Here is a 13,525-nt window from a genome sequence, read left to right as displayed (position 1 = left end):
GCCTCCGGTTTTGTGCGTTTGCAGCATGGACGCTCCAGCCGCACGCTCGTTATGATCGTTTCATCCTAGTCAGTGAACGGCACGCCGCTCTGTCGCGTAGCCGACACATTCGACGTTTCCGAAGCGCCCTTCAGCCGCCCCCATGGACCACCCCGTCGCCCCATCCGGCACGCTGGACGCCCGCTCCTACCGCAAACGCCTGCACGCCAGCAGTTGGTTTGGCACGCTGGACGCGACCTTGCAGGACGCATTGATCGACATTGCCGCCGTGCGGCGCCTGGGGGCGGGGGAGATCCTCTTCCAGCGTGGCGACGCGCCCGACGGTCTGTACTGTGTGGTGGAAGGCACGATCCGGATCGGCGCCACCAGCGCAGACGGGCGCGAAGCCTTGCTGGCCGTGCTGGAGCCGGTCAACTGGTTTGGCGAGATCGGCGTGTTCGACCGCCAGCCCCGCACGCATGACGCCCGCGCCGACGGCCCTACGACATTGCTGCATATGCCGCAGGCGGCGCTGATCGCCCTGCTGGAGGGCTCGCCCGCGCTGCTGCATGCGTTTGCCCTGCTGCTGACTCACAAGCTGCGCCTGACCTTCATCGTGCTGGAAGAAACCGCCCTCCTGCCCGCCCCCGTGCGGGTGGCGCGGCGCCTGCTACTGATGGCGGACGGCTACGGCGACCTGCGCCTCGGCACGCGGCGTGTGCTTCACGTGCCACAGGAGCAGCTTGCGCAGTTGCTCTCCCTGTCCCGTCAGACCGTGAACCACGTTTTGAAGGATTTCGAAGCGCGCGGCATCCTTAGGCTGGCCTACGGAGAAATCGAACTGCTGGACTTTGCGCGCCTCCACCAGCTCGGATATGAGATGGGCAGGGGATGAAATTTCATCCAATACCCCTACATGCGATGGGTTAGGACCGATCCTATAATGTGTTCCCACTCGCACATTCGCCCTTCGCATGGTGCGGAGTCGGCGATGCGAGTGTCCTTCAACGGAAGAGAAACATCATGCCCCGCCAGACCCCCATCGAGCGCTATCGCAACATCGGCATCTCGGCGCACATCGACGCCGGCAAAACCACCACGACCGAGCGCATCCTGTTCTACACCGGGGTCAATCACAAGATAGGCGAGGTGCATGACGGCGCGGCCACGATGGACTGGATGGAGCAGGAGCAGGAGCGCGGCATCACCATCACGTCCGCCGCGACGCACTGCATGTGGCGCGGCATGGCGGGGGACCGCCCGGAATACCGCATCAACATCATCGACACCCCCGGCCACGTCGATTTCACCATCGAGGTGGAGCGCTCCATGCGCGTGCTCGACGGCGCGTGCATGGTCTACGACTCCGTGGGCGGCGTGCAGCCGCAGTCGGAAACCGTCTGGCGCCAGGCCAACAAGTACAAGGTGCCGCGCATCGCGTTCGTCAACAAGATGGACCGCATCGGTGCGGACTTTTTCCGCGTCGAGCGCCAGATGCGCGATCGCCTGAAGGGCAACCCGGTACCGATCCAGATTCCCGTTGGCGCGGAAGACGGTTTCCGCGGCGTGGTGGACCTCGTCAAGATGAAGGCCATCGTGTGGGATGACGCCAGCCAGGGCGTCAAGTTCGAGTACACCGACATTCCCGAAGAGCTGAAGGCCACCGCGCAGGAATGGCACGACAAGATGGTCGAAGCCGCTGCCGAGGCCGATGAGGCCCTGCTCGACAAATACCTTGGCGGCGAGACGCTCTCCGAGGCCGAGATCAAGCGGGCCCTGCGCCAGCGCACCATCGCCGGCGAGATCGTGCCCATGCTCTGTGGCTCCGCGTTCAAGAACAAGGGCGTGCAGGCGATGCTCGATGCGGTGGTCGACTACCTGCCGTCTCCGGTGGACATTCCGTCCATCCAGGGCCACGGCGAGAAGGACGAACCCCTCGAGCGCCATGCCAGCGACACCGAACCCTTCGCCGCCCTGGCCTTCAAGATCATGACCGACCCGTTCGTCGGGCAGCTCGCGTTCTTCCGCGTGTACTCGGGCAAGATCAACTCGGGCGACACGGTCTACAACTCGGTCAAGGGCAAGCGCGAGCGCCTGGGCCGGATCCTGCAGATGCACGCCAACCAGCGCGAAGAGATCAAGGAAGTGCTGGCTGGCGACATCGCGGCTGCGGTCGGCCTGAAGGACGTGACGACCGGCGAAACGCTGTGCGATCCGGAACACGTCATCGTGCTGGAGCGCATGGAATTTCCTGAGCCCGTCATCAGCCAGGCTGTCGAGCCCAAGACCAAGGCCGACCAGGAAAAGATGGGCATCGCCCTGAACCGACTGGCGCAGGAAGACCCGTCGTTCCGCGTGAAGACGGACGAGGAATCCGGCCAGACCATCATTTCGGGCATGGGCGAACTGCACCTGGAAATCCTGGTCGACCGCATGAAGCGCGAGTTTGGCGTGGAAGCGACCGTCGGCAAGCCGCAGGTGGCCTACCGCGAAACCATCAAGAAGGCCGCGGAAGACGTCGAAGGCAAATTCGTCAAGCAGTCGGGCGGACGCGGCCAGTACGGCCACGCGGTCATCACGCTGGAGCCCAACGACGGCAAGGGCTACGAGTTCGTCGACGAGATCAAGGGCGGCGTGATCCCGCGCGAGTTCATCCCGGCGGTGGACAAGGGCATCCGTGACACGCTCAACACGGGCGTGCTGGCGGGCTATCCGGTGGTGGACGTGAAGGTGCGTCTGACTTTCGGCTCGTACCACGATGTGGATTCGAACGAAAACGCGTTTCGCATGGCTGGCTCGATGGCCTTCAAAGAGGCCATGCGCAAGGCCGGTCCCATCCTGCTGGAACCGATGATGGCCGTGGAAGTGGAAACGCCGGAAGACTACATGGGCAACGTAATCGGCGACCTGTCGTCACGGCGCGGCATGGTGCAAGGCACCGAAGACATTCCGGGCGGCGGCGGCAAGGTCGTGCACGCCGAGGTGCCGCTCGCCGAGATGTTCGGCTACTCCACCAACCTGCGGTCGCTCAGCCAGGGCCGCGCGACGTACACGATGGAGTTCAAGCACTACGCTGAAGCACCGCGCAACGTGTCGGAAGCCGTGATGGCAGCCAAGAAGGTCTGACGTTTTTTTGCTTGATCCGCTGCGGCCGCCTAGCGCGGCCGCAGTGCTTTGTGCGTTAGCCCGGAGGCAGGTTCTCGATGCAGAAATCGATAAACGCATGCACCTTGGCCGGCAGGTAACGGCGCGACGGATACAGCGCGTACAACGCAAAGCGCTCGTCCGGCCAATCCGGGAACAGGTCGACCAGCTGACCGCTGCGCCGCAACGCTTCCGTACCGAGCGCCATCACCTGGGCGATGCCGGCGCCGGCAACGCATGCTGCGTGCATCGTGCGCACGTCGGACACCATCAACCGCCCGGCGGGCCGGATCTCGATGCGTTCATTCTGGCGCCAGAACTCCCACTCGTAGGGGCGCCCCGTCACCGGGTTGTAGAACAGGATGCGCTCGTGTGAGGGCACATCGCGCGGGTGCGCGGGCTTGCCGCGCCGTGCGATGTAATCCGGCGATGCCACTGTCACGATGCGCGTCTCGACCAGCTTGCGCGCCACGAAGGAACCCACGGGCGGCGGCCCGAAGCGAATCGCCAGATCAAACCCGTCGGCAACCAGATCGCCGACGTCGTCCCGCATGATGAGTTCCAGCGACAAGTCCGGATGGCGCTCCAGAAAACCGGCCACCGGCGTCGCGAGCGCCATCCGCGAGAAAAACGGATCGACATTCACCCGCAAGCGCCCCTGCACCGCCCCCACCGCACCGGAGGCCATTGCCGCGGCGTCGGCGATGCCCGTCAGGTGTGGGCTGACCTGTTCGTAGAGGCGGCGGCCTTCGTCGGTGAGCGTGAGCGAACGCGTCGTCCGCTCAATCAGCCGCACGCCGATGCGCGCTTCCAACCGGCTGACGGCGCGACTCACTCCGGACGGTGACAACCCGAGCGCATCGGCCGCGCGCACGAAGCTGCCGCTTTCCACGACGGCCGCCAGCAGCGTAATGCCGGAGAACAATTGCCCATCGAACGTCATGCAATCCCTTCCCTTCCGCGGTTATTGCGGGAATTTTTTCACGAATGATTTGCATGGTACGCACTTTATTCAAAGATCGGCAATCGGCACCATGGCCGTCCATCGTTCATGACAACCGCAGGAGCTGCATATGCAACACGCATTGAAGACGCAAGGTGTTTCCATTCCCCGGCTGGGGCTCGGCACATTCCGCATGGCAAGCAACGTGTGCCAACCCGCCGTCGAGAGCGCGCTCGCGCTCGGTTATCGGCACATCGACACCGCCGCGATGTATGCCAACGAAGACGCTGTCGGCGCGGCCATCGCTGCCTCGGGCCTGCCGCGGGAAAAGGTGTTCGTCACCACCAAGGTCTGGCATGACCAACTTGCGCCGCGCGCCGTTCCTCTGGCGTTGGAGCAGAGCCTTGCCAAGCTGAAACTCGATTACGTCGACTTGTATCTCGTCCACTGGCCCGCGCCCGGCATGGACATGGCGGCAACGATGGAAGCGATGATGGCGCTGCGTGAAAGCGGCCGCGTGCGGGCCATTGGCGTGTGTAATTTCAACCTGCCGATGCTCAAAACCGCCATCGACACGATCGGCGCGCCCCTCGCGTGCGTGCAGGTGGAATACCACCCGTTTTTGGACCAATCGGCGCTGCTGGGCTACCTGCGCGGCAAGGGCATTCCGCTGACCGCCTACGCGCCGCTGGCGCAGGGACGCGCGGCCGAAGATGCCACGCTGCAGGCGATTGGCCGCAAGCATGGCGCGTCGGCATCACAGGTGGCCATTGCATGGTTGCTGGACCAGCCGGATGTGATCGCCATCCCAAAGGCCCAGCGGCGTGAAAGCCAGCAGGCGAACCTCGACGCACTGCGGCTGCGCCTGGACGACGCAGATCGTGCCGCCATTGCCGCCTTGCCAAAGACGCTGCGTTACGTCCAACCGGCCTTTGCGCCCGATTGGGATGCCGTGCCGGCCTAACGCAGCCAGATCAGCCACGCGTACACGATGCCCGCCGCAGCCAGTAGAAACGGCATCGAGTACGCGTGAAACACCCACCACGCACGGCGGTCGCCCAGCATGCGCAACGCAATGAGGTTGGCGAGCGACCCGATGAGCGTGCCGAAGCCGCCCACGCTCACCGCAAAGGCAATCATCGGCCACTCGTGCGAATACTCGGCCAGCAGGATCGCCGCCGGCACGTTGCTGATGATCTGCGATACGCCAATGCCGGCCCAATACAGATGCATCGGATTGCTCAACGCCAGTGCATCCAGCGCCTGCCGCACGATGCCAAGCTGCGCCACCAGCCGCAGGTCGATGAACATCAGCATGAACACGAGCAGCAGGCCCCAGTCCACCCGCGCCAGCACATAGCGCGCGCCGATGAGGTACAGGACGATCAACCCGGCTGCCGCCACCAACGGGTGGCCCAGATCGGTCAGCACCAGAAACGGCACGTACAACAAGAGCGCAGGCACCAGCAGGCGTTTGTGCAATTCCACGTCGGCGGTTTCGGCATGCAGGTGGATTTCGTGCGAGGCAAAGGCCAGCCACGTCACCGCCAGCAGCAAGGCCATCAGCAGTACGACCATCGGCGTCATCTGCCAGACGAACGCACCAAACGACAGGCCCGATTGATGCCACAGAAAGAGGTTTTGCGGGTTGCCGATCGGCGTAAGCGCCGAGCCCGCGTTGACCGCCAGCGCTTCGAATATCACCAGCCGCGCCACCGGCAGACTGGCCACCTGCCGCAAGCCGACGGTGAGTGGCACGATCACGAACAACGCCACATCGTTGGTCAACACGGTCGACAGCGCTGCCGAAGCTGCGACCAGGCTGAGGGCCAGCACACGCTGGCTGCTGACCACTTCGACGAGGCGGCGACCGAGCAACTGCAGCATGCCGCTGGCCTCAACCGCTTTGGTCAGGATGAGCAAGCCGGCCAACGCAGCAATGGTGTGCCAGTCAATCAGCGTCGGATAGTCAACGATGCGCTTGGGCGCTACGAGGGTCAGCGCGCCGCAGATGACGAGCAGCGCCCAAAAGAAAACGTCTTGCTTGAGGTTGTGCCAGAACGGCGGGTGTTGGGGCACGGCTTGCGCCATGTGCTTGCGTGGCGGATCGCCGTGCATACCAGAAGAAAAAGGAAACGTTGGCGCGGGCGCGCACAAACCAGCGGAGCGCAGTTTGCAGGCCGATTGTAGAGCGGCTGCCTCTTGCGCTCAATCGCGGGCCGGGCGCGCTAACGTGCCCGGCCGCTTACCAAAGGAGACTTCGCTTACGATTCGCGCGAACCCGAGCCGCCCGGACGGTCTGAGCCACCCGACGAACCGCCTGCACCTGGCCGGTCCGAGGACGTCATGCGAGAGCGGTCCTCTGCGCTGCCGCCGGCATGCGGTGCGCCTTGCTGGCCAGCCTGGCTATGCGAGGCGCCCGGGTGATACGCCGCCTGCGGATGGCGCTCCGGCCCGCGATATTGGCCGGCCAGGCCATGACCGCCGCCCGTGCCGCCCACCGAGCCGTGCTCCGATCGCTCGTGGCCGGCATCCGCCCCGCCGCCGCCTTGCGTCGGCTGAGCCGGGTGATTGGCGATCACGCGCTCAATTTCGGCGACGGCTTCGCGCGGAGCCAGAACGACCTCCAGCCCCAGCGCACCGGCCACGGCCATCAGCGTCGACAGGCGGGGATCGGCCCGACCGGATTCCGCGCGCAGATACGCTTCGCGTGAGATACCGGCCATCTTGGCGACATCTTCCTGTTTGAGCTTGCGCGACTTGCGCAGACTGTGTAACTGCTTGAAAGGCTGTTCCATCTGTTCGCTCCTGCACCTGAGATGGGAAACACCGCCGGGTCTGGACCCGAACGATGGGCTGAAAATATGCGGATTGGGTTGAACTGCACCTTCATCCGCCGTCATACACAGCGCGACGACGGCATGCGTCTGATCTATGCACGCCGTTGCACACGTTTTTGGGGGTGGCCTCCGTGATGTGTTTTCTACAGAGTAGACGTAATTTCGACTGCACCCAATATCGACGCGTGATGAAAGCGCATCTCATCCACCATGTTTATGGTGACAAGGCGGCTTGAGGGTCAGTTCCCTCGTAGATGCCGCTTTCTTCGCTTGGCAGACCATTTTTGTGATCCCTCAAGCGCAAATCCTTGCACCCGCACCACGTTTCGTCGATCCGCGCTTGCCCTCTCCACCAATCGGAGGGGCTCGGCGGGAGAGAACCGCTCGAGCCTCCTGCGTCACGGTCAGGCGACGGCGCGTGCCTCTCATCACGCAATTGCCGTGCCGGAGGTGATGCGACGGGCAGTTGTGGAGGGGCCGGATTAATGGAAATCGCGGCTGGAAGTGGCGAGCCGCCCCAAAAGTGGGGTCAGATCCACCAGATGCTGGGCGACAAGGTGTCGGGTTTCGCGCTCACATTGCCACTTGCCGTAGACACCCAGCAATTGAGCGTTCAACACTTCGCGTCGCTGACGCTCGATCAAGTGAGGCCAGAGGATGACGTTGATGGCGCCTGTTTCGTCTTCAATGGAAACGAAGATCGTGCCGTTGGCTGTGCCTGGTCGCTGCCGCACCGTGACAATGCCGCAAGCGCGCGCCAATTGTCCGTTGCGATAACCGGCCAGCGTGGCAGCAGTGGCAAAACGCATACGCTCGAGCCGTGCGCGCAGCAGCCTTAGCGGATGGCTCTGCAGTGACAAACCAAGGCTGCCGTAATCGGCCATCACCTCTTCACCAATGGGCGGCGCGGGTAGCTCGAGCGGCGCCTCCACCGGACGGGCCTGGCGCAGCAGCGCGTGATCGTGGCCGGGCTCCTGCAGGGCGAGCGTTTGCCAGAGCGCCTGACGACGGTGGCCGGCCAGCGACTTCAGCGCATTGGCTGCGGCCAGCACGTTCAGGTCGTGACGGTCGAGCGCGGCGCGATGGGCGAGATCCTCCACACTGGTAAATGGTGCCTGGGCGCGAGCCGCTTCGATGCGCTCGGCAGCCGGCTTGCGCATGCCTCGAATGCGATTCAACCCGAGGCGGATATCGGGCTGCACCAGGCCATTCTCGCCGACCTCGCCATCGGCGCGGAGATGCAGCGTGCTGTCCCAAACGCTGGCCGTCACGTCAGCCGGCAGCACGCGCACATGGCTGCGCCGCGCCTCCTGCACCAGTTGCGACGGTGAATAGAACCCCATCGGCTGACTGTTGAGCAACGCCGCAAAAAACGCCGCCGGCTCGTGGCATTTCAGGAAACTGCTGACGTAAGCCAGCTTGGCAAAGCCTGCCGCATGGCTTTCGGGGAAGCCGTATTCGGCAAAACCTTCCATCTGACTACACAAGGCCTCGACAAAAGCACGGTCATAGCTCTTTTCTTCGACCATCACCCTTAACAACCGCTCCTGATGCTCTGTGAGGTTCCCCTTGCGATTCCAGTTAGCCATGTCGCGACGCAGGCGGTCGGCATCATCCGGAGTAAAGTCGCCCGCCTCCATGGCAATCTCCATGACCTGCTCTTGAAAAATCGGCACGCCAAGCGTGCGCTCGAGCACGGCTTTTACCTCGGGGCCGGGGTACGTCACGCAATCGGTATCGCCATTACGCACCGCCTCACGCCGCTGCAAATACGGATGCACCATGCCGCCCTGGATTGGTCCCGGACGAACAATGGCTACCTGGATCACTAGGTCGTAATACTCGCGCGGACGCAGGCGCGGCAACATCGATTGCTGCGCACGCGATTCGATCTGGAACACGCCGATGGTCTCGGCGCGGCAGATCATGTTGTAGGTTTCCTCGTCTTCTTTGGGCAGGTCCTGCATGACGAGTTTGTTGGTCGTTTTGTAATGCGCTCGGCGGCCAGGCAACGCATCCACCATATCGAGCGTGCGACGGATAGCCGTCAGCATGCCCAATGCCAGCACGTCAACCTTCAGCAAGCGCAGCGACTCAAGATCATTCTTGTCCCACTGGATGACGCGGCGGTTTTCCATCGCGGCGTTCTCGATCGGCACCAGGCGCGAAAGCTTGCCCTGCGCAATCACGAACCCGCCCACGTGCTGCGACAGATGGCGCGGAAAACCACGCAACTGATCCACCAACTGCGCCCAGCGCAGCACCAGCGGCGATTCCGGATCCAGCCCCTGCTGGCCTGCGCGCTGCGCAAATTCCTTGCGGCTGTCCCACCATGCCTGCCCCTTGGCCACCTGCTCGATGATGCCCAGATCGATGCCCAACGCACGACCGACGTCACGCAATGCGCTACGCGTGCGGTAGGTGATGAGCGCAGCTGCCAGCGCGGTGCGTGTCACACCGTATTTTTTGTAGATGTACTGGATGACCTCTTCGCGACGCTGATGCTCGAAATCGACGTCGATGTCGGGCGGCTCATTGCGCGCCCGCGAAAGAAAGCGCGCGAACAGCGTGTTGCCATCGCTCGGATCCACCTCGGTAATCCCCAGGCAATAGCACACCGCCGAGTTGGCCGCCGAGCCGCGTCCCTGGCAGAGGATCCTTTCGTTGCGCGCGAACTTCACCACGTCATAGACGGTCAGGAAGAACGGCTCGTAGCCCAGTTCGGCAATCAGTCCGAGTTCCTCCTGAATCTGCTCGCGCACCTTCTTCGACACGCCTTTTGGATAGCGTCGCGCGGCACCGGCCAATGTTTCAGCACGCAGGTATTCGGCCGGCGTCATGCCTTCCGGCACGACTTCGCTCGGATATTCGTATTCGATCTCGTCGAGGGAAAAATTGCATAACGCCGCCAGCTCCACCGTCCGACGCAGGATCTTCTTCCCACGCTCGCCTTGATAGAGGTACGAGAGTTGCACGCGCGTGCGCATCGCCTGTTCAGCGCTGGGCGCAAGTTCCAAACCGCACTCGGACAGCGGTTTGGACAACCGGATGGCGGTCAGCACGTCGTGCAGCGGTTTGCGTTGGCGCGTGTGCATCTGCACGCCGCCGGTCGCAACCATGGGCACATCGGCCTGTTCCGACACCGCCGCGACCGTGCCGCGATGGCGATCATCCGCGTGTCGTAGCGGCAGCTCCAGCGCAATCGATAACCGGTCACCGAACACGCGCTGGCACCACCACGCCTGCGCCAGCAATTGCTGCGGATCAGGATCGTAATCGGGCAATAGAATCGCCAGGCAATCGGGCACGCCACGCAGGTGGGCAAGGTCCCCTTTAGGCGCGGCCAAATCGTCAGCCAGCAAGCGGTACTGGCCTTTGGGTGCGGCCAGCCGCGCATGCGTGATGATCTCGCTCAGGTTGCCGTAACCCTCGATGTTCTGCGCCAGCAGCACCAGCCGCAGCCAGGGTTCGCCATCGGCGTTGCGCACCGTAAAGCGGCTGCCGATGATGAGCTTCAGCTCATACTCCTTGGAGGCCACAAGCGCTCGCGCGGTGCCGGCTACAGAGCATTCGTCGGTCAAGGCCAGCGCTTCATAACCGTAAAGCTTGGCACGCTCCACCAGTTCGTGCGGATGCGACGCGCCAGTCAGGAACGTGAAATTGCTGATGCAATGCAGCTCGGCATAGTCAGGCAGCGTGGGAAATGGCGTGGCCGAAGTCATGACTGCTTAGCCGAACAAACCGTGCAGATACCAGCGGGCGTCTTCGTCTCCCGTGTTGGCCTGGCTTGCAGAAACGCGCTCGCGATACACCCAGTAACGCTCGCCTTTTCCTCCTTCGGCGATGAAGTAATCGCGCTTGATGAGATCGTCGTCCCACCAGCCGGATTCAATACGCTCAGGCATCGACACCAGCCGCAACCGCCCGCGGTAATACGGATAATGCTGACGTGTCAGCAACGGGATCGGCTTCTCCAGCAGCCACAGCGGCCGCTCCGGCTGCTGCGCATGCCATTGCGCCAATGCCTGACGCGCGGCGGCACGGCTCTGCGCGGTCGTCGCGGCATTCACCTCGACCCAGTGGTTGGCACGCTCGGGGCGATGGTCGGCACACGGCTGCGGGTGAAGTACGTTCTCGGCACCCAGCCGAGCGATCAGCGTGTCGATCAGGCGTGCAGCGTCTTCAGCGCGACCACCGGGCTCGGGAAACAGCGATTCCGTAGGCGGCGCGAGCGGCGTAGCGTCGGTCACCGTCAGACGCAGTTCGACCACCGGAGCGATCAGCGTGAGCCGATGCATGCGCTCGTGCAGCACCCGCGACAAGTGCGCCAGCGTGCGAACCGGCTGCGCCAGCGCGATCTCCACCGGCGTGGAGGAGGCGGCATCTTCACTGCTCCGGCCACGCCGGCGTTCGTGCTCCAGCGTGAGTCGGTACGTCTTGGCGCCCAGTTGAAGCGCCGACAGCCAGCCGACCAGCTGCAACAACAACTGCTCCGTGGCGGCCAGCACACCTTCCGCGTTATCGATGCGGCCAGACAATTCCAACGGCACATCAAAGCGCAACGGCGCGGTAAACCAGGTGAAGCTTTCGTGCCCGTTGCCATACGCCGCGTCGAGCGTATCTACGAGCAACGGCCCGCAGCGCCGCCGCAGGCCGCTACGTGGTAACTCCCGCAAATCGGCCAGCGTGCGGCAGCCGAGGCCTTCAAGCCAATCGGGCCGCGTGAGTCGCGCCACCGCATCGATCGGCAATTGATCAAGCAACGCCGACAGCCGCTTCTGCCGAACCGCCCTCCTCGCGCGCCCCTGACGCCCTGCCGTGCGACGACGGCCACGCATCGGCGCCGGCCGCGCACTGGCAAGCCATGCCGCGCCGCGTGCCGTCGGCCCGGTGCCAAGCTGCGGCATGGCGCCCAACCGAACCGCGCAATACTTCACTGCCCGACACAGGGCGCGATGTCCACCGAACAGGCGCAAGCTGGCTTCCACCTCCAACAACACGGTCGCCTCATCCGCCACGTCCAACGTGACATGCGGCGTGAATGCCAGCAGCGCCAGCGCCAGCGATTGCAGCAACCGCGTCTCGGCCGCCATGTCACGATCAAGCTGTATAGCGTGCGGCACCAGCGCCTGGGCACCCGCTCGACGCAGGCCCGCGTGTACGCCTTCGCGCATCGCCAAACGGTTGGCCGACACCACGCGCTCCTGCTCCAGCACCACCACCGGCAACGGCAGCGTGGCTGGATCAGACCACCGGGGTCGAAGCGCGTCGAGAGGGAGACGGGGCAGATGCACCGCGATCCAGAACGGCATGATCGGGAGTGTTTGGATCGGAAACGTCCGACAAAGCGTCGAACGCCACAGAAGACGAAGGAGACGAAAGCGCGGCCAGCAATTTCGCCGTGGCCGGATCCATGATGAATGGCTCGACGGGCGGAACAGGCAACGGACGCACGGAGGCGCGACCGGCCCGAAGCGGATCCGCCAATGGCAACAGCAACGGAGATTCACGCAACGGCCCGCGCCGCTTATGAAAAAGGATGGACAGGGCATCGGCGCCAGCCGGCTCCAGCCCCAGCCGCAGCACCGCCGGCGACGACTCTCGTTGCGCATGAGTCGGCCGAAACACCCAGATGGCGCTCTCACCGCCCTGTGCCAACACTTGCAGCCTGCGCAACGCTCCTGGACGTGCCCGGCTCAGCCAGATCAGCACACCATCGAAAGCCTTGCTGCGTAGAAGCTGCTCGGCGGCCCATAGAAGATCAGCCGACTCGCCAGCACGCACCCAGACGATTTGTTCAGGAGAAAAATCCCAGCCCACCAGCCTCACTGCATTCGGCAGATGCGGCGGCGCGACCAGCGCGATGCGGCGGGCGTTCATGCTGAGCGTAGACAGCGCCGGACGCAGCAATCGGCATTCACCAATACCGGATTGCGGGCACAGCAGCTCGGTCAATCCACCGAGAGGCCAACCACCGCCAGGCAGCTCGGCATCCAACGCGTCATACCCAGTGGTCAGAACACGTCCGTCGCCTCGCGCCAGATGGCCTGCATTCCACAACGCCGGATGCAACGTTTCTGGAGATAACACCGCCGGAGCTTTTCGCGCAGCCGGACGAGAGACAGGCGCCGTGTGTGCAGCGGCGACGGGATATTCCGCCACACCTTCGGCGATGGAAAGAGACGGGGACAACGCAAACATGGAAACGCCAAGGCAAGCCGATGAATACTGTATAAATATACAGTATCACAACTTTCCTTCAACGCAGCCTAGTTTTGCGAATGTATCGCGAGACAGCGATAGCCCACCTCAAGCATTGGCGTTGAGGTGATTTAAGACGAACCTCGCGAAAAGTGATGGTCTTTCCTTGCCAATAAAACCGGCGTAAAGGTCACTTTTTAAAGGGGATTTGGCAGGGAGGTTTGGGCTCTGACTCCGGGACTAGGATGGCCAGGAGGAGCTGGGTATCGAAGCAGAGCGCCCAAAGGCAAACACCCCAGCTCTTGTGAGAGCTGGGGTGTTTAGATGGAGAGCCTGGCGATGACCTACTTTCACACGGGAATCCGCACTATCATCGGCGCGGAGTCGTTTCACGGTCCTGTTCGGGATGGGAAGGGGT

Annotated in this window: 9 protein-coding genes and 1 rRNA gene; 3 read left to right on the top strand and 7 right to left on the bottom strand. The window is 63.5% G+C overall.

Translation table 11 applies throughout. From position 1 onward, the window contains the following. Positions 1-142 precede the first annotated feature (142 nt). Together R2676_RS23595 and fusA are read left to right on the top strand one after the other, a co-directional pair. The gene (locus R2676_RS23595; RefSeq protein WP_206274340.1) at positions 143-874 is read left to right on the top strand and encodes a Crp/Fnr family transcriptional regulator; all 732 of its coding nucleotides are present in this window, start codon (positions 143-145) and stop codon (positions 872-874) included. A 128-nt stretch (positions 875-1,002) separates the two neighbouring features. Beyond that, positions 1,003-3,105 (top strand): elongation factor G, encoded by a 2,103-nt coding sequence (gene fusA, locus R2676_RS23590; protein ID WP_027678874.1) that lies wholly within the window; start codon positions 1,003-1,005, stop codon positions 3,103-3,105. 55 nt (positions 3,106-3,160) lie between these two features. Here fusA and R2676_RS23585 read toward each other — a convergent pair whose 3' ends face one another. Beyond that, positions 3,161-4,066 carry a LysR family transcriptional regulator gene (locus tag R2676_RS23585; RefSeq protein WP_206274339.1) on the bottom strand — a complete coding sequence of 302 codons (906 nt, stop codon included), beginning with the start codon at positions 4,064-4,066 and terminating at the stop codon, positions 3,161-3,163. 130 nt (positions 4,067-4,196) lie between these two features. Between R2676_RS23585 and R2676_RS23580 the strand changes: the two genes are divergently transcribed. Further along, entirely contained in the window at positions 4,197-5,030 is an 834-nt protein-coding gene (locus R2676_RS23580) for an aldo/keto reductase (protein ID WP_206274338.1), read from the top strand. On the opposite strand, the gene R2676_RS23575 is transcribed toward R2676_RS23580, so the two are convergent. From R2676_RS23575 to rrf, 6 genes are all read right to left on the bottom strand, one after another. Further along, a complete protein-coding gene (locus tag R2676_RS23575; RefSeq protein ID WP_206274337.1) occupies positions 5,027-6,184 on the bottom strand; it encodes an SLC13 family permease in 1,158 nt (385 codons plus the stop codon). The two genes, R2676_RS23580 and R2676_RS23575, sit on opposite strands and share 4 nt — an antisense overlap. A 146-nt stretch (positions 6,185-6,330) precedes the next feature. Continuing rightward, the gene (locus R2676_RS23570) at positions 6,331-6,864 is read right to left on the bottom strand and encodes a helix-turn-helix domain-containing protein (RefSeq protein WP_206274336.1); all 534 of its coding nucleotides are present in this window, start codon (positions 6,862-6,864) and stop codon (positions 6,331-6,333) included. Positions 6,865-7,388: 524 nt separating this feature from the next. Continuing rightward, entirely contained in the window at positions 7,389-10,628 is a 3,240-nt protein-coding gene (locus R2676_RS23565) for an error-prone DNA polymerase (protein ID WP_206274335.1), read from the bottom strand. 6 nt (positions 10,629-10,634) lie between these two features. Then, positions 10,635-12,218 (bottom strand): Y-family DNA polymerase, encoded by a 1,584-nt coding sequence (locus R2676_RS23560; protein WP_206274334.1) that lies wholly within the window; start codon positions 12,216-12,218, stop codon positions 10,635-10,637. Beyond that, a complete protein-coding gene (gene imuA, locus R2676_RS23555; protein WP_206274333.1) occupies positions 12,151-13,107 on the bottom strand; it encodes a translesion DNA synthesis-associated protein ImuA in 957 nt (318 codons plus the stop codon). Before imuA ends, R2676_RS23560 begins: the two co-directional genes overlap by 68 nt. A gap of 331 nt (positions 13,108-13,438) precedes the next feature. Then, a 5S ribosomal RNA gene (gene rrf, locus R2676_RS26260) occupies positions 13,439-13,525 on the bottom strand; the annotation flags it as partial.

Source organism: Ralstonia flatus (assembly GCF_958439105.1).
Taxonomy (GTDB): Bacteria; Pseudomonadota; Gammaproteobacteria; order Burkholderiales; family Burkholderiaceae; genus Ralstonia; species Ralstonia flatus.
This window is presented reverse-complemented; position numbering and strand designations above follow the sequence as displayed.

Bases quoted from the DNA above. Each gene is read 5' to 3' on its own strand.
- R2676_RS23595 (WP_206274340.1), top strand. From the start codon at position 143: ATGGACCACCCCGTCGCCCCATCCGGCACGCTGGACGCCCGCTCCTAC.
- fusA (WP_027678874.1), top strand. From the start codon at position 1,003: ATGCCCCGCCAGACCCCCATCGAGCGCTATCGCAACATCGGCATCTCG.
- R2676_RS23585 (WP_206274339.1), bottom strand. From the start codon at position 4,066: ATGACGTTCGATGGGCAATTGTTCTCCGGCATTACGCTGCTGGCGGCC.
- R2676_RS23580 (WP_206274338.1), top strand. From the start codon at position 4,197: ATGCAACACGCATTGAAGACGCAAGGTGTTTCCATTCCCCGGCTGGGG.
- R2676_RS23575 (WP_206274337.1), bottom strand. From the start codon at position 6,184: ATGCACGGCGATCCGCCACGCAAGCACATGGCGCAAGCCGTGCCCCAA.
- R2676_RS23570 (WP_206274336.1), bottom strand. From the start codon at position 6,864: ATGGAACAGCCTTTCAAGCAGTTACACAGTCTGCGCAAGTCGCGCAAG.
- R2676_RS23565 (WP_206274335.1), bottom strand. From the start codon at position 10,628: ATGACTTCGGCCACGCCATTTCCCACGCTGCCTGACTATGCCGAGCTG.
- R2676_RS23560 (WP_206274334.1), bottom strand. From the start codon at position 12,218: ATGCCGTTCTGGATCGCGGTGCATCTGCCCCGTCTCCCTCTCGACGCG.
- imuA (WP_206274333.1), bottom strand. From the start codon at position 13,107: ATGTTTGCGTTGTCCCCGTCTCTTTCCATCGCCGAAGGTGTGGCGGAA.